The 15477-nt window shown below is 26.1% G+C and carries 18 protein-coding genes; 4 read left to right on the top strand and 14 right to left on the bottom strand.

Translation table 11 applies throughout. From position 1 onward, the window contains the following. Window position 1: 1 nt before the first annotated feature. Complete coding sequence (locus QMD25_00900; GenBank protein ID MDI6860560.1) at window positions 2-853, bottom strand: patatin-like phospholipase family protein; 852 nt, start codon at window positions 851-853, stop codon at window positions 2-4. Between the two features lie 51 nt (window positions 854-904). On the opposite strand from QMD25_00900, the gene ftcD reads away from it, so the two are divergent. Continuing rightward, window positions 905-1804: a glutamate formimidoyltransferase gene (gene ftcD, locus QMD25_00895; GenBank protein ID MDI6860559.1), complete on the top strand. Its 900-nt coding sequence runs from the start codon at window positions 905-907 to the stop codon at window positions 1802-1804. Between the two features lie 2 nt (window positions 1805-1806). Here ftcD and QMD25_00890 read toward each other — a convergent pair whose 3' ends face one another. From QMD25_00890 to QMD25_00830, 13 genes are all read right to left on the bottom strand, one after another. Continuing rightward, window positions 1807-2499, bottom strand: coding sequence for an amino acid ABC transporter permease (locus QMD25_00890; protein ID MDI6860558.1), 693 nt, complete (start codon window positions 2497-2499; stop codon window positions 1807-1809). Continuing rightward, window positions 2500-3249: an amino acid ABC transporter ATP-binding protein gene (locus tag QMD25_00885; protein ID MDI6860557.1), complete on the bottom strand. Its 750-nt coding sequence runs from the start codon at window positions 3247-3249 to the stop codon at window positions 2500-2502. It lies immediately after the preceding gene. After that, a complete protein-coding gene (locus tag QMD25_00880) occupies window positions 3246-3911 on the bottom strand; it encodes an amino acid ABC transporter permease (GenBank protein MDI6860556.1) in 666 nt (221 codons plus the stop codon). The genes QMD25_00885 and QMD25_00880 overlap by 4 nt, the downstream gene beginning before the upstream one ends. Before the next feature lie 8 nt (window positions 3912-3919). Then, window positions 3920-4678, bottom strand: coding sequence for a basic amino acid ABC transporter substrate-binding protein (locus tag QMD25_00875; protein MDI6860555.1), 759 nt, complete (start codon window positions 4676-4678; stop codon window positions 3920-3922). 61 nt (window positions 4679-4739) lie between these two features. Continuing rightward, window positions 4740-5963 carry an endonuclease Q family protein gene (locus QMD25_00870; GenBank protein MDI6860554.1) on the bottom strand — a complete coding sequence of 408 codons (1224 nt, stop codon included), beginning with the start codon at window positions 5961-5963 and terminating at the stop codon, window positions 4740-4742. Beyond that, window positions 5947-6435 carry an HIT domain-containing protein gene (locus QMD25_00865; protein MDI6860553.1) on the bottom strand — a complete coding sequence of 163 codons (489 nt, stop codon included), beginning with the start codon at window positions 6433-6435 and terminating at the stop codon, window positions 5947-5949. The genes QMD25_00870 and QMD25_00865 overlap by 17 nt, the downstream gene beginning before the upstream one ends. A 21-nt stretch (window positions 6436-6456) precedes the next feature. After that, window positions 6457-6885 (bottom strand): hypothetical protein, encoded by a 429-nt coding sequence (locus tag QMD25_00860; protein ID MDI6860552.1) that lies wholly within the window; start codon window positions 6883-6885, stop codon window positions 6457-6459. Next, a complete protein-coding gene (locus QMD25_00855) occupies window positions 6882-7565 on the bottom strand; it encodes a hypothetical protein (GenBank protein MDI6860551.1) in 684 nt (227 codons plus the stop codon). The genes QMD25_00860 and QMD25_00855 overlap by 4 nt, the downstream gene beginning before the upstream one ends. Window positions 7566-7596: 31 nt before the next feature. After that, complete coding sequence (locus QMD25_00850) at window positions 7597-8178, bottom strand: sigma-70 family RNA polymerase sigma factor (protein MDI6860550.1); 582 nt, start codon at window positions 8176-8178, stop codon at window positions 7597-7599. Further along, window positions 8171-9262, bottom strand: coding sequence for a hypothetical protein (locus QMD25_00845; protein ID MDI6860549.1), 1092 nt, complete (start codon window positions 9260-9262; stop codon window positions 8171-8173). The genes QMD25_00850 and QMD25_00845 overlap by 8 nt, the downstream gene beginning before the upstream one ends. 17 nt (window positions 9263-9279) lie before the next feature. Continuing rightward, window positions 9280-10131 carry a radical SAM protein gene (locus QMD25_00840; protein ID MDI6860548.1) on the bottom strand — a complete coding sequence of 284 codons (852 nt, stop codon included), beginning with the start codon at window positions 10129-10131 and terminating at the stop codon, window positions 9280-9282. Continuing rightward, window positions 10118-11020: a GTP-binding protein gene (locus QMD25_00835; protein ID MDI6860547.1), complete on the bottom strand. Its 903-nt coding sequence runs from the start codon at window positions 11018-11020 to the stop codon at window positions 10118-10120. Before QMD25_00835 ends, QMD25_00840 begins: the two co-directional genes overlap by 14 nt. Further along, window positions 10992-11393: a cobalamin B12-binding domain-containing protein gene (locus QMD25_00830; GenBank protein ID MDI6860546.1), complete on the bottom strand. Its 402-nt coding sequence runs from the start codon at window positions 11391-11393 to the stop codon at window positions 10992-10994. Before QMD25_00830 ends, QMD25_00835 begins: the two co-directional genes overlap by 29 nt. A gap of 87 nt (window positions 11394-11480) precedes the next feature. On the opposite strand from QMD25_00830, the gene dnaX reads away from it, so the two are divergent. Genes dnaX through argS form a run of 3 tightly spaced genes read left to right on the top strand, consistent with a single transcriptional unit; the run spans window position 11481 to window position 15476 of the window. Further along, on the top strand, window positions 11481-12971 hold the full coding sequence (dnaX, locus tag QMD25_00825) for a DNA polymerase III subunit gamma/tau (GenBank protein ID MDI6860545.1): 1491 nt from the start codon (window positions 11481-11483) through the stop codon (window positions 12969-12971). Between the two features lie 24 nt (window positions 12972-12995). Further along, window positions 12996-13880, top strand: coding sequence for a BON domain-containing protein (locus tag QMD25_00820; protein ID MDI6860544.1), 885 nt, complete (start codon window positions 12996-12998; stop codon window positions 13878-13880). After that, on the top strand, window positions 13881-15476 hold the full coding sequence (gene argS, locus QMD25_00815; protein ID MDI6860543.1) for an arginine--tRNA ligase: 1596 nt from the start codon (window positions 13881-13883) through the stop codon (window positions 15474-15476). The last annotated feature ends 1 nt before the right edge of the window (window position 15477 follow it).

The following is a 15477-nucleotide window of genomic DNA, read 5'->3' as shown; positions in this document are numbered from 1 at the left end:
ATTAAAAGAGGGCTCTTTTTATTTTTTTAATCTCATTTATGGTTCTTTCTTTACCTAAAGAGATAATTTCTTGAGCATTTGTAAAATCAAACATATTTTTTTCAATGTCAATTTTTAAAATGTAATCTGCTTTATTTAAATTTATTTCAACAAGTTTTTCAGACATAACATTGTATATTCTTTTTAATATTGCAAAATCAGAATTTAAATTTTTTATACTCTCTCTTTTTAAACCTCTATGAATATCAACAACAAGAACCTTTTTTGCACCAAACTCCTTTGCCTTAATAACTGGAGCATTATCAAGAACACCTCCATCAACAAGAAGCATTCTATTGTAACTTACTGGCTTAAAAATAAATGGATAAGACATAGTTGCTCTAAGTGCCTTATAAAGAGGTCCTTTATCAAAAATAATTTCTTTTCCAGAAAGCAAATCAACTGCTGTGCAGAAAAAACGAGTTTTAAGATTTTCTATTAAAGCATCATTTGTAAGATCTTTTAAAATTTCTTCAACTTTGTCTTCTTCATCCTTTTTTTCGAAAAGTCTTTCGTAAGTCGAAAGTAATATTATCTCAAAAATGTTATTTAAATTTTTAAAAAGTGAAATTTTTGGTATTTTTAATAATTTTGAATAATCAAAATTTATAGCCATGTTTTTTATTTCATTAGGAGTATATCCATATGCAAAAAGTCCACCAATTATTCCTCCCATTGAAGTTCCACAGATTAAATCAAAATTTATTCCATTTTCAATTAATGCTTCTAAAACTCCAATATGTGCTAAACCTCTTGCTCCTCCTCCCATTAAAACTAAACCTAATTTTCTTTTAAAGAGACCTAATTTTTTCATCAAAATAAAGTATATCAGAGATGATATAATAATTCTAATTGGAGGTAGTTTATGGCGAAAATTGTTGAATCTGTTCCAAACATTAGTGAAGGAAGGAGAAGAGAAGTTATTGATGAAATTGTAAAAGAGGTTATAAATAGACCAAATGTAAAATTATTAGAAGTTTCATCTGATGAATCACATAATAGAACTGTTGTCACAATTGTAGGAGAGGTTGAAGATGTAATTGATGCACTTTTTTATTTTACAAAAAAGGCTATTGAACTTATTGATTTAAGATTTCATAAGGGAGAACACCCTAGAATTGGAGCGGTAGATGTAATACCACTTGTCCCAATTTCTGGAATTGATAAAAAAGAGTTAAACGAATATGCAAAAAAACTTGGTGAAAGAATATGGAATGAACTTAAAGTTCCTATTTACTTTTATGCAGATTCTGCAACACGTGAAGAGAGAAAAAAACTTCCAAATATAAGAAAAGGCGAGTTTGAAGGTTTAGAGGAGAAAATGAAAGATCCAAATTGGTATCCAGATATTGGAGAGCCAAGACCACATATAACTGCTGGTGCAACAGTAATTGGAGTCAGAGAATTTTTAATTGCATATAATATTAATCTTGGCACAAATAATATAGAAATTGCTGAAAAAATTGCAAAATCTATAAGAGAATCTTCTGGCGGTCTTATGTATGTTCAAGCAAAAGGTTTTTACATTGAAGAAAAAGAGTGCGCACAAGTCTCAATGAATATTTTAAATTTTAAGAAAGCACCACTTTATAGAATTTATGAAATTGTTAAAATGGAAGCAGAACGTTATGGAACATACATAAAAGAGAGTGAACTTATTGGTTTAATTCCTCTAAAGGCTGTACTTGATACCTTTTCTTTTTATTTAAAACTACCTGAACTTTCTTTAGACAAAGTTATTGAATACAAAATTTTTAGTGAATAGTTTTAAAAACTAAAAGTTCTACCCTTTGCTGCTGAAACGCCAGGAATTTCTAACTTCTTTTCAAAAAATAACATGAATCTTGTTAAAATAATTGAAATAGCAACATAAATAAAAGCAATAATTGTAAATGATTGAATGTAATAAAAAGTTTTACTTCCTATAAATTTTGCAACACTTGTAAGTTCCATGACAGTTAAAATCATTGCCAAACTTGAATATTGTGTAAGTGCTATGAGTTCATTAGTCCATGCTGGAATAACAATTCTTATAACTTGAGGCAAAAGAATATACCTTATTACTTTAAATCTATTCATACCTATGCTTAATGCTGCATCAGTTTGACCTGTTGGAATTGCTAAAAATGCTGTTCTAAAATATTCTGCTTGATAAGCAGCACTATTAAGTCCCATTCCTAAAATTGCAGCAGTAAGTGGTGTAAATTTTATCAATCCAGTTGAAGGCAATCCAAAATAGATAATAAAAAGTTGAACAACCATTGGTGTTCCTCTTATAATTTCAATGTAAAAAGTTGAAAGAATCCTCAAAAATTTTGGACCATAAAGTTTTAAAACTGCAAGTATAAGACCTAAAATTAGACCAAAAATTATTGAAACAAAAGTTATGTAAAGGGTTAAGTAGAAACCATTTAAAATAAGATTTCCGAATCTTTCAAAAATTATAATATATGCTTCCATCTATCTCCTTTCTTCTTTTTTTATTATTCCAAGAAATTTCTTAATTCTTTCACTTTTAGGATCAAAAATTATTTCTTCTGGAGTTCCTCTTTCTATTATTTTTCCTTCATCAAGAAACATTATTTCATCTGCTATATCTTTTGCAAAATCAAGTTCATGAGTAACAAGAAGCATTGTCATCCCCTTTTCTGCTAAATTTTTTATTGCTTTTAAAACTTCACCAATTAATTCAACATCAAGAGCACTTGTTGGTTCATCAAATAAAATTATTTTTGGGTTCATGGCTATTGCTCTTGCAATAGCAACTCTTTGTTGTTGTCCACCTGAAAGTTGTGCAGGAAAAAGTTTCCATAATCTTTTATCAATACCTACAAGATTTAAAGCATTTTCTGCTATACTTTCTGCTTCATCTCTTTTCATACCCTTAACTTTAGTTAAACCTATGATTACATTATCAATTGCGCTTAAATGCATAAATAGATTAAAGTGCTGGAAGACAAACCCAATTTTTTCTCTTATTTTCGATAGGTTAATTTTGCTCTTTGTTATCTCTTCATTGTCAAGAAATATTTTTCCAGAATCTGGCTTTGTTAAAAAGTTAATACAATAAAGAAGAGTGCTTTTTCCTCCACCACTTGGTCCTATAATAACTTTTATTTCATTTTCATTTATAGAAAATGAGACTCCTTTTAATACTTCATGTTTTCCATAACTTTTTCTTAAATCTTCTACTCTTAAAACTTCTTTCACCTTTTCTCTCCTAAGCCAGGTATTCTATTTTTCTCATAAATTGAATAAAAAATATAATTTGAAAATCTTACCATAATAAAATATAAAATTGCAATAAAAATATAAATTTCAAAATATCTTCCAACTGATCGTGAAATAAGTTCTGCTTTTGTCATAATTTCTGTTACTCCAAGAACAAATGCAATAGATGTGTCCTTTAAAAGCGTAATAAATTCATTTGTCCATGAGGGAATCATAATTCTTACTGCCTGTGGTAAAAGTATATTTAAAAAAACCTGAGTTTTATTCATTCCAATACTCAATGCTGCAAGAATTTGTCCAGTTGGAATTGCTTCAAGAGAAGATCTAAATATTTGACTTTGATATGCTGCACTTCTTATTCCAAGACCCAAAATTGCAGAAGGGAGAGGATCAAGATTAAAACCAAGATATAAAATTAAAAAAAGAACCATAAGAGGAATTCCTCTTATTATTTCTCCTACTATTCTAAAAATATAATTTATTGGGGAGGCAAGATATACCTCCCCAAATGTTAATATAGATCCTACTAAAAAACCCAATCCAATGCCCAATAAAGTTAGTAAAACTGTGTTAAATATTCCTGAAAGTATATATGATATAGCTTTGACATTATAAAAAATTGTAATGTCAAAAATTTTCATTTTGCTTTCTATTCACCTGAAAAATATTTTTGTATTAAATCTTGCCAATCTTTGCTATTTTTGACTTCTTCTAAAGCCTTTTTAAGATCATTAAAGAGTTTTTCATTATCTTTTTGCACAAATATTCCTGCAGTTTCTGGAGCAAGTTCAGTAGTTACAACATAGTTATATTTTTGTTCATATAATTTTGCAACTGGTGTATCAATTATCATAGCATCTATAACTCCATTTTGAAGATCAAGCATTCCAAGAATAACAGAAGTATATCTTCTTACATCTACATTAATAACCTCCTTTTTTTCAATTCCTTCATCAAGAATTTGTTCTCCTGTTGTTCCTTTTTGAACACCAACCTTTTTATTTGAAAGATCTCCTAAAGACTTTGGTCTAAAATCACTTTTTGCATTGACAATTATTGATTGACCTGTATCCCAATATGGAATTGCAGGAGCAACTTTTAATCTATCCTCAGTAATTGTTATACATGCAATTGCTACATCAATTTTTTTCTTTTCAAGTGCAGGAATTATTGAATCAAAATCCATATTTACAATTTTAACCTCATAACCCAATTTCTTACCCAATAGCCTAATTAAATCTAAATCAAAACCAACAAACTCTCCTGTTTTTTCATCTACATACTCAAATGGGGGGTAATCTGCTGATGTTCCAACATTTAAAACTTTTGGCTCCTTTTTACATGAAACTAAAAAAGTGAAACCTAATAATAAGATTAGAACTGATAAAATAATTTTATTTTTATTCATACGAACCTCCTCTTTAAAATTTTATCAATTTAATTAAATATCTTCAATTAATTTTTGTTTATTAAAAAAGAGATGGAGGTGTTTCCTTTTCAAAATCTTCTATAACCTCAATCACTCCATATTCTCCATCAAATCCTGGTTTTTTCTTTACCTTTCCTTCTCTCATATTTTTAATAAGTTTAAAAATTCTTTCATCAACTCTTCCTAACATTTCATTTAATGGAAGAAAGAAAAGAATATTCATCTCATTTCCAAATTTCTGTATCATTTTCATATATTCATCTTCAACTAACTTACTACTTTTATTTTTTTGTAATGCTTGAGAAATAATTTCCATAAGAGGGATTAAATTAACAAATGGTATAAAATCTTTTTCATTAAAATTATCTCTATCTTTTAATTCATAAACCCTATGAAGAACTCCAAGAGTTAAAGGTCTTTTACAAACAGGACAAATGTTATTTAACTTTATAGACTCTTCTGGACTTAAAGATACTCCACAATTTCTATGTCCATCATAGTGATATTTTCCTTCTTCTGGAAAAAATTCTATTGTGAAGAGAAAGCGGCTTTTATCTCTTTTTTTAATTGCTTCAATAATTTCATTATATTTTAAATCACATTCAAAAACATTTGCCTCTCTGCCAATATTTGATGGAGAATGTGCATCAGAATTTGAGAGTAGAGTTATTTTATCCAATTTTGAAATTAGATGATTCATGGGAGGATCTGATGAAAGACCAGTTTCAATAGCGTATATATTTTTAATTTCATCTTGAAATGCTTCTTCTAAAGAATCAAATCCAGTTTCAGACCCAAAAATACCAAACCATGGTGTCCAAGCGTGTGCTGGATAGATAAAAGTATCTTCTGCTAAATCTAACACAATTTTTACAAATTCACTACAACTCAATGGAAGAACAGGTCTCCCATCTATGCTTAAATCAGAAAATTTTGAAAGTGTTTTATTTATTTTCTCCATATCTTCAATTTTCTTAATTAAAAGAGATAAATGAACTCTTCTTGTTTTTCCACCTTGTGAAAAAATTAAGGCAACCTCTCCGCTTATTATAAAATTTGTTCCATCATATTCATAAATTCCATCGTTTTTCTCTTTAAGATACATTTTAATCTCTTTTTCCCATTCAGGATGAGTGGAATCTCCTGTTCCGAGAAGATTTATACCCTTTATTTTTGCCCATTTAGAGAGAGTTGGAATATCCATATCTTTACTTGTTGCTCTTGAATATTTTGAATGAATGTGTAAATCAGCAATTATTTTCAATAAACGCCTCCTTTAATTTTTTATATATTTCAACCAAATCTTCTGGTATTACTCTTGTTTTGCTAAAAACAGTCATAAAGTTTGTATCTCCAGACCATCTTGGAACAATATGAAAATGTAAATGCTCTTCTCCTGCACCTGCTGCTTTACCAATATTAACTCCAATGTTAAAACCATCTGGATTATATATCTTTTCAATTACCTTTTGTGATAAACTTAAAAAATTTATTATCTCTTTTTTTTCTTCATCATTTAACTCATAAATATTTTTTATATGTCTTAATGGAGAGATCATAAGATGTGCTGAATTGTATGGGTATCTATTCATAATAATTATTGAAAATTGTCCTCTTTTTAATACAAGGTTTTCTTCATCCTTTTTTTCATTTATAATTTGGCAAATAAAGCAACCACTTTTTTTCTTTGATGACAATATATATTTTATTCTCCATGGAGCCCATAAAACTCTCATATTTTTTAATTATACAAGAATTTAGATATTAGGTAAAATTAGAAGATAAAATATAATTAATATAAGAAAGATAAAGTAAAAAAATTTTGATGAAAAGATTTCAAAAAAAGTTGATAAAAAAGTTGTTTTAAAATCATTTGTTATTAGGTTTTTAATATTCTCTTTTAAATAAACTTTGTTTTCCCCTTCTTTTAAATTTATAAAATTAATATTTTTACTTTTTAAAAAATTTTCAAAAGGAACAATATTGTCTTTTTCAATACTAAAAACCAAATAGCCTCTTATTATATTTTCTTTTCTTTCAAATGAAATATCATTTATTTTTACTAAACCAAGTTTCTCTCCTTCATCAAATATATTTAAAATATCTATAATACTTTGAACATTTATCTCTTTAAAGGCTAAAGAGAAAAGAATTAAAAAAGATAAAATAAAAAGCAACTTTTTCATTTTAAATATCTCTTTTTCTTCCTTAAAATATAGATGAGTGGAAGAGAAAATATAATTCCAATTAATGCATATGGTAGATAAATTCCCAAATAATATAAAATGCCTCTTTCTGGGTAATTTTTATAGTTTATTTTAACTAAAATATAATCACTTTTTTCGTCCCCTCCTTTTATTTTTTCTATAACAACATCGCCTTTATCATTGAGTGTTTCATAAAGAAGATTGAATTCATTTTTTGGAATTTTTAAATTACCTCTCTTTTCTTCGATTTTTTCATCTTTTACGAAAAGAGTTAATTCTATTTCATTTATATTTGAACTATTTGCTATATTTGAAATTAAATATTTATGATTTGTTTTGTTATAAATAATAAATTTAGATGAGTTATCCATATATTTAAATGGAGTAAACATTAATATAAGAATTACTAAACTTAATGCAAAACCTAATGAGAGTGAAATTTTTCTTTCTCTTAGATCTTTTTTAATTTTTTTCAATATTTTATCTTCTAAAGAAATTTTTTCTCTCCTTCTCTTTATTTCTTCTAAATCATGTTTTAAAATTTCTAATTCTTTAAAATAATAAAAAGCCTCTTCATTCTCGTTTAATATTTTAAAGAGTTCTTCCTTTTCTTCTGATGAAAGTTCATTATCATAATATCTATTGATTAAATCTTTCAAATCTTTCTTCATCATTTTTTAGAGAAAAAAATTAAAAATTTGTTTCAGACTCATTGTCTTTTTTCATAAATTCCTTTTCTATTTCTCTTTTTAGTCTCTCTCTTGCTCTAAAAAGCCTTGACTTTATTGTCCCAATAGGTAAAGAAAGTATTTGGGACATTTCTTCATAAGTAAGATTATTAACTTCTCTCAACTCAATTATTAATCTATCAAATTCCTTTAATCTATTTAAACATTTATTTATTATTTTTATTCTCTCTTCTCTCTCAATTTCATCCCAAATTGAAGATTTTTTGTCTTCAATTTGAAATTCTATCTCATCTTCATCTCTATCTAATATTGTTAATATTTGACCCTTTCTTTTTGCAAAATTTATTGATAAGTTATAAGCAATTCTATAAATCCATGTTGAAAAAGATGCTTCTCCTCTGAAATTTTTAAGATTTTTAAAAGCAATTAAAAATGCTTCTTGAGTTAAATCTAATGCATCGTCTCTATTTTTTACAATTGAAAAACATAAATTGTAAATTTCATTTTGGTACTCTTTTATAAAATAAGAATATTTTTCAATGTCACCTTTTAAAATCTCATTTATTAACTCTTTTTCATTCATAATACTTTAAAATATAAATTTTTGAATCTATTAAAACTAAAAATTTATCATCATCAAAAAATATATCTTTAAATTTTCCTCTAAAAATAAAATTTTTTCCTTCTATTTTTAGTATTTTATATTCACTATTAAAGAGTTTAACTTCCCATATTGATACAAATTTGTTGTTTATATTAAAAATAGCAACTGGTTTAAAGAATGGAATAGAAATTTTTTTTATTATTTTTTCATTTTCAATTTCTATAATTTCATTGTTTAATAGAATATAATATTTATTATTAATTTTTATTATCTCATCAATGTTGCTTTTTATGTCAAATTTTATTTTTATATCTCCATCATATTTTAAAAAAAGAACAGAATTTGTTAAGTATGAATAATTTTGCCAATAAAGAACTATATTTTCTCTTTCATTATCAATTAAACCCTTTGGATTAAATAAAATTTCATTTTTAGGTCTTATATTTTTCTGAAGAATTATTTCTCCATTAAAATTAACAATTAAAAGATCACCATCATTTTGAAAAATCAAAATTTTTTCACCATTTGAGAAGACAGTTGAGAAAGGCATACTTGTTAAATTTTCAAATTTTATATTTCTAATCTCTTTATAACTTTTTTTATCAAAAAGTGAAAAGTAAATTGAAAGAGAATCTTTTTTCATATATTTAACAGCAAATTTGTCTTTAAAGAAATATAAATCATAAGGATAAAACCCCTCTTTTTTAATTTCTTTTATTATTTTAAACTCTTTATTTAAAATGATTAAATTATCAGAAAGAACATATATTTTATCTTCATCAACTTTAAAGTTTCTTATAAAATATGAAATTGGTATGAAATTGTCTTCATTGAGTAAATAAATTGATTTTGATGTGGAGTAAAAGAGCGTGTTATCAATTTTTCCAATTTTGAAACTCAATGGTAAAACATCAATTCCTTGATTGAGATAGACTCCTTTTTGTGAAAAAGAAAATAAAATAATAATATATATGAGAATGAAAATTATAAAATTTAAAGTCTTTAAAATTTTTTTAGAAAGTTTAAACTCTCTTTTTCTCTTAATTTTAAATCTATCTTCCATAATTCATAAATTATATACTATTTTTTAAATAAACCACTTCCATCACAAATATTAGTGTTTAAATAATCCAAATTTTCTCTACATGTTGAAAAATAAAGACCGTAAGAGGTTGCAATTTCTTTTATGCTTTTTAAAATCTTCTCTCTTTTATCTCTTTCAATATATAGAGAATTTCCATATCTTTCCTTATAAAGGGGCAATATTTTATCATAAAGATCTCTTATTTTCTCTTTAAATCTTTTCATTGAATCATATTTCAATTTTAAAGTAGATGTTATTATTTGACTTGAATATTTTGAAACCCTTTTAATTAATTTTTCGATTTTTTCTAAATCATCATTAAAAAAAGGTATTATAGGATCAATTCTTACAGCGGTTGGAATTCCATTTTTCTTTAAAATTTCAAGCATCTTTATTCTTCTTTCAGGATGAGGAGCAAATGGTTCAATCTTTTTATATTCTTCATCGAGTGTTGTAATAGTAACTGTTATAACTACATTCATCTCTTTTAATATATCTATATCTTTCAATAAAATATCACTTTTTGTAACAATTAAAACTTTGATTCCATTTTCTTTAAATATTCTTAATACTTCTCTTGTTAAATTTAAATATTTTTCTATATATGGATATGGATCAGATGAGTTTGAAAGCATAATATAGTAACTTTTGTCAAAATTTTTTAAATCTTTTTTAACATTTTCAATTAAATTTTTCTTCAATCTAACTCTATATGGTTCTTTAATGTAAGATGTTATATAGCAGTAGATGCAATTAAATGAACATCCAGTATAAGGGTTTAAACTAAACTTTTTAGGACATGTGCAAAACTTTCCTTTCCATGGGTCAAATTCTTTAATTACTCTCAATTTCCAACTCGTAGATATTAAATTCACCTTCTTCAATTTTTTTTAATTTTTCATCTTCTAACTTTTGGATATATTTATTTAAAAATCTTTCTCTTATTAAATATTTGAATGTCTCTCTTCTTCTTATTTTTTCCCTTTTTACATATATTTCGCTATCTAAAATTTCTTCTCTTTTTCTTTTTATATAGTTAACCACCTCTTCTATTCCTGTTCCATTAATTGCACTCACAAGAAATGTTTCTGGTGCCTCTTTAAAATAAAAGTTAAAACTTGCCTTTAAAGATGTATAAAAAATTTCTGCACTTTCATAATCACCTTTTGTAACAACAAACATATCTCCAATTTCCATAATTCCACCTTTTAAAAATTGAATTTCATCTCCAAGATATGGAGCAAGAAGTACAATTGTAAGATGAGAGAAATTTTTTATACTTGAATCTCCTTGTCCAATTCCTGCTGTTTCAACAAAAATTGATCTGTATGGTGAAATAGAAAGTAAATCAAGAACAAAAGGAAGAGAAGGTGATATTCCAAAAGGAAAATTTCTTGTTGCCATTGATCTTATAAAAAAATTTTCACTTTTAGATTTCATTCTTAATCTATCACCCAAAAATGCACCACCACTAATTGGACTTGATGGATCACATAAAAGACATGCAATTTTTTCATCTTCAAAAGATAAAAGTATTTTATCAATAAGTGTTGATTTTCCAACCCCAAGCGGTCCAGTTATACCAAGAATAAAGGTTTTTTTTCTTAAATGAAAACTTTTTTTAAGGATTTTAAAACCATCTTCTTCTCCATTTTCAATAAGAGAGATAACTTTTCCAATTATTAACCTATCTCCCTCAATAACACCATTAATTAAGGACTCTATTTTTGAATTCATTATTTAAAAATTCCACTATCTCTTTTATACTTGAATCTGGAGTAAATATTTTTTTAAATCCATAAGACTTAAGAATTTCAATATCTTCTTTTGGAATAATTCCTCCTCCAAAAAGAAGCACTTCTTTACCTTTCTCTTTTAAAAGTTCACTAACCCTTTTGAAAAGTTCAAGATGTGCGCCAGAAAGACAAGAAAGACCTACTGCATCAACATCTTCTTCTATTGCCATTTTTACAATCTCTTCAGGAGTTCTTCTTATTCCTGTATAAATCACCTCATAACCTTCATCCATAAGTGCTCTTGAGATAACTTTTGCTCCTCTATCATGTCCATCAAGGCCTGGTTTTGCAATCAAAACTCTAATTTTTTTCATAAATCCTCCAAAAAAATTATATAAAAAATTAAAGAAATATCTATTATAATTTTATTATGAAACTCAATTTTTTGAGGCAAAAAGGAAATGGAATATCTTACCCTATACAGAAAATATAGACCCAAAGATTTTAGTGAAATAAAAGGGCAAGAACATATTGTAAAAATTTTAATAAATTCTTTAGAAAAGAAAAAAATATCACATGCATATCTATTTTCTGGTCCTAAGGGAACAGGAAAAACAACAATTGCAAGAATCTTTTCAAAAGGGTTAAATTGTGAGACAGGAATAACATCAAAACCTTGTAATAAGTGTAGAAACTGCATAAGTATAAATGATGGAACGCATATTGATGTTATTGAAATAGATGGTGCATCTAATAGAGGAATAGATGAAGTAAGAAGTCTAAAAGAGAGAGTTAATCTTGCACCAACTTTTGGAAGATATAGAGTTTTTATAATTGATGAAGCACATATGTTAACTCAAGAAGCGTTTAATGCTCTTTTAAAAACTCTTGAAGAACCACCAGAAAAGACTGTTTTTATTCTTGCAACAACTGACCCGCAAAAACTTCCTTTAACAATAATTTCAAGATGTATAAGATTTAATTTCAAACGCATTGGTTTAAAAGATCTTATTGATACTGGTAAAATGATAGCAACAAACGAAAAAATTGAGATTGAGGATGAAGTTTTAGAGAAAATTGCAAATTATTCAGATGGTTCATTAAGAGATTTTATTTCAACACTTGAAGAAATAGTCCTTTTCAGTGGAAATAAAATCAGTTTAAAAGATTTGCTTTCTCTATTAGGAGAAAGCGAAGAAGAGATATATAAAAAATTTTACCTTTCAATTTTACAAGGAGATGATTCAACACTTCTTAAACTAATTCATAATTTGATTGAGGAGGGAAAAGAGGTTAACGAAATTTTAAGAGGTTTAATTAATTTTGGTAGAAAGGCACTTTTCTTAAAGATTTTTGATGAGAAAAAAGATGAAACAATTTCATTGTTTAAAAAAGATTTTCTTGTTGAGATTTTAGATCTTTTGATAAATTTAAGTTCAGAATTAAGATACTCACACTATCCAAGATTTTTATTTGAAGTTAAACTTTTAAAAACTCTATTAAAATTTTCAAAAGAAAAAGTTCCTCAAGAAATAGTTATTAAACCTCATGAGAAAGTTATAACTGAAGTAGTGGAGACAAAAAAAGAGGAGAAAAGGAGTTTTTTGTGGGATGATTTTCTTGAGGAGTTAAAAAAATCAAACAAAGCCCTTTATGCAATGTTAAGATTTGGAAAATTTATAAAATTAGAAGATGATAAGATTTTTGTTGAATATCCATTTCCTTATAAATTTCATAAAGATAGGGTTGAAGAAAAAAAAGATGAAATTAAAAAATTTTTATCAGATTTAGGGTACAGAATAAATGATCTTATATTTTCTCTTCAAAGTGAACAGGATTATTTAAAAGAGAAAGAAGAAATTGAAAGATCTCAAGAACTTCAGACTTTATTTAAGTTTTTTGAGGGAAAAGTTGAAAGAATTGAGGAGAATATAGAGGATGAGAATATTTAATAATTAAAAGAAAGGAGGGCATTGATGGAGAGAAAATTAGCCTCTTCAGATGAGAAGGGCTTAAAATTAAAAGATCTAAAAATTTTAAAAAAAATTAAAAATTTAATAGATAAAAATAATAATCTTAAAAAAGAAAAAATAAATATAACTGTTAAGGGTGGAGAAGTTTTTCTTGACGGAGTGGTTTCAAATGAAAAGGTAATATCTGAAATAGAAAATTTATTAAAAGAGATCAAGAGTATAAAAAAGATTATTAATAATCTCTCAATTGAAGTAAAAAGAAGTATTGATGTAAATATTGTTGAAGAGGGATTGAAATTGCTTAATGAAAAGGGTTTTAAAGATCTAAATTTAACTTATAAAGGCGGAATTCTTAATGTATATGGAAATGTTAATAATTTAAAAGAGAAAAAATTGGTTGAAAAAATTCTCTCAAGTTTAAATATAAATAAAATAAATAGTTTTATTAAAATTAAACAAAATAAAAATATTAATGATTTTATAATTGAAAGTCTTGCATATGACTATTTAAAGAAAAGTAAAATTTTTAATTTAAAAATTAAAGCCTTAAATAGAGTTTTATATATTAAAGGAAATGTTGAAAATGAGAAGGAAAGAGAAGAGGTCTTAGAAAAAGCATCTGAAATTCCTGGTATTATAGAAATTATTAACGGAATAACATTAAGAGACGAAAAAAGTATTGATATAGAAATTGAGAATAAGATTAGAGAAATTTTAAAAGAGCCAGAATATTTAAGTGACAAAATCAATTTCATATCAATTTCTGGAAATGTGTTTCTTGATGGTGAGGCTTATAATCCCAATACACTTTATTCAATTGAAGAAAAAGTAAGTAAAATAAAAAATGTTAAAAGAGTTATAAATAGAATAATAGGAGTTGTAAGATAGATGATATTAAGACATCTTTTTCAGGAGAAGTTTAGTAAATTTAATCTTGAGGGTAGAGATTTTAATTTAAATCTACCTAAAAATAAAAATTATGGAGATATTTCTACTGATTTTTTAATAAATTTAAAAGATAAATTTATTAGAGAAGAAATTAAAAAAGAGTTTGAAAGAGATAAATTTTTTAAAAAGGTAGAAATCATTGAGCCTGGTTTTCTTAACCTATTTTTTTCTGAAGATTTTTATATCTTTTTTATAAAGAGAATTTTAAAAGATGAAGTAAACTATTTAAAGAATTCATTTAAATCAGATAAAAAAATTCAAATTGAATTTGTTTCTGCAAATCCAACTGGTCCTCTTACTCTTGGTAATGGAAGAAATGCTGTTATAGGTGATGTTCTTGCAAATACTTTTTCATATTTAGGAATTAATGTTTATAGAGAATATTATGTTAATGATGCTGGAAAAAAGGTTGAACTTTTAGTTGATTCTGTTATTTCAAGAATGAAAGAAATTATAGGAGAAGAGACAACCTTTCCAGAAGATGGGTATAGAGGAGAATATGTTATTCAAATTGCAAAAAATCTTATTGAAAATGGAAAAATTTATTTATTGAATGATAGAAAAAAATTAAGAGAAGAGATTTTAAGTATTATAATTGATTGGATAAAAAGGGATCTTCTTGACTTTGGTGTCTATTTTGACAACTTTTTCTCAGAGAAAGAGATGAGAGACAGAGGAGAAGTTGAGGAGGTTTTAAAATTTCTTAAAGATAAAGATATGAGTTATGAAAAAGACGGCGCTATTTGGTTTAAATCTACTCTTTATGGAGATGAGAAAGATAGAGTTTTGGTAAAAAGTGATGGAGAATATACTTATTTTTTAACAGATATAGCATATCACATAAATAAATGGAGAAGAGGATTTGATGAAGTGATTGATATATGGGGATGGGATCATATAGGACATATAGAACCATTAAAAAACGCGCTTACTCTTTTTGGAATTCCTAAAGATTTTCTTAAGGTTATCCTTTATCAGATTGTCCATTTAAAATCTGGTGGAAAAGAGATAAAAATGAGTAAAACAAGTGGTGAGTTTGTTCTTTTAAGAGAATTGATAGATGAAATTGGTAAAGATACAGTAAGGTTTATATTTTTATCAAGAGCATCTGAGAGCCCACTTGATTTTGATATTGAGATAGCAAAAAAGAGAAACATGGAGAATCCAGTTTATTACATACAATATGCATACACAAGAGCAAAATCAATTGAAAAAAAGAGAATAGAAAAAGGAGTTGAGATTAATATCGAAAATTTAGACCTCTCTTTTTCAGATATTGAAAGAGAAATTTTAAATAGATTGATTTACACAGAAGAAATATTATATCAAGTTATAAATAAATATGCTCCTCATCTTCTGCCTTTCCACTCCCTTGAAATTTCAAAAGGATTTCACACATTTTATCATGATTTTCCAGTTTTGTCAGAGAAAAATGAGAAAATAAGAAATAGAAGATACTTAATTGTTAAAGGAGTTGAAATTATATTAAATATTTTGTTAAATTTAATGGGTGTATCAACACCAGAGGAGATGTAAT

It is taken from the genome of Caldisericia bacterium (genome assembly GCA_030018355.1).
In the GTDB taxonomy this organism is placed as follows: Bacteria; Caldisericota; Caldisericia; order B22-G15; family B22-G15; genus JAAYUH01.
The sequence above is the reverse complement of the archived record's forward strand: the minus strand, read 5'-3'. Positions and strand labels throughout refer to the sequence as shown.

Excerpts from the sequence above, each read along its gene's own strand:
- QMD25_00900 (MDI6860560.1), bottom strand. The coding sequence starts at position 853 with ATGAAAAAATTAGGTCTCTTTAAAAGAAAATTAGGTTTAGTTTTAATG.
- ftcD (MDI6860559.1), top strand. The coding sequence starts at position 905 with ATGGCGAAAATTGTTGAATCTGTTCCAAACATTAGTGAAGGAAGGAGA.
- QMD25_00890 (MDI6860558.1), bottom strand. The coding sequence starts at position 2,499 with ATGGAAGCATATATTATAATTTTTGAAAGATTCGGAAATCTTATTTTA.
- QMD25_00880 (MDI6860556.1), bottom strand. The coding sequence starts at position 3,911 with ATGAAAATTTTTGACATTACAATTTTTTATAATGTCAAAGCTATATCA.
- QMD25_00875 (MDI6860555.1), bottom strand. The coding sequence starts at position 4,678 with ATGAATAAAAATAAAATTATTTTATCAGTTCTAATCTTATTATTAGGT.
- QMD25_00865 (MDI6860553.1), bottom strand. The coding sequence starts at position 6,435 with ATGAGAGTTTTATGGGCTCCATGGAGAATAAAATATATATTGTCATCA.
- QMD25_00860 (MDI6860552.1), bottom strand. The coding sequence starts at position 6,885 with ATGAAAAAGTTGCTTTTTATTTTATCTTTTTTAATTCTTTTCTCTTTA.
- QMD25_00850 (MDI6860550.1), bottom strand. The coding sequence starts at position 8,178 with ATGAATGAAAAAGAGTTAATAAATGAGATTTTAAAAGGTGACATTGAA.
- QMD25_00845 (MDI6860549.1), bottom strand. The coding sequence starts at position 9,262 with ATGGAAGATAGATTTAAAATTAAGAGAAAAAGAGAGTTTAAACTTTCT.
- QMD25_00835 (MDI6860547.1), bottom strand. The coding sequence starts at position 11,020 with ATGAATTCAAAAATAGAGTCCTTAATTAATGGTGTTATTGAGGGAGAT.
- QMD25_00830 (MDI6860546.1), bottom strand. The coding sequence starts at position 11,393 with ATGAAAAAAATTAGAGTTTTGATTGCAAAACCAGGCCTTGATGGACAT.
- dnaX (MDI6860545.1), top strand. The coding sequence starts at position 11,481 with ATGGAATATCTTACCCTATACAGAAAATATAGACCCAAAGATTTTAGT.
- QMD25_00820 (MDI6860544.1), top strand. The coding sequence starts at position 12,996 with ATGGAGAGAAAATTAGCCTCTTCAGATGAGAAGGGCTTAAAATTAAAA.
- argS (MDI6860543.1), top strand. The coding sequence starts at position 13,881 with ATGATATTAAGACATCTTTTTCAGGAGAAGTTTAGTAAATTTAATCTT.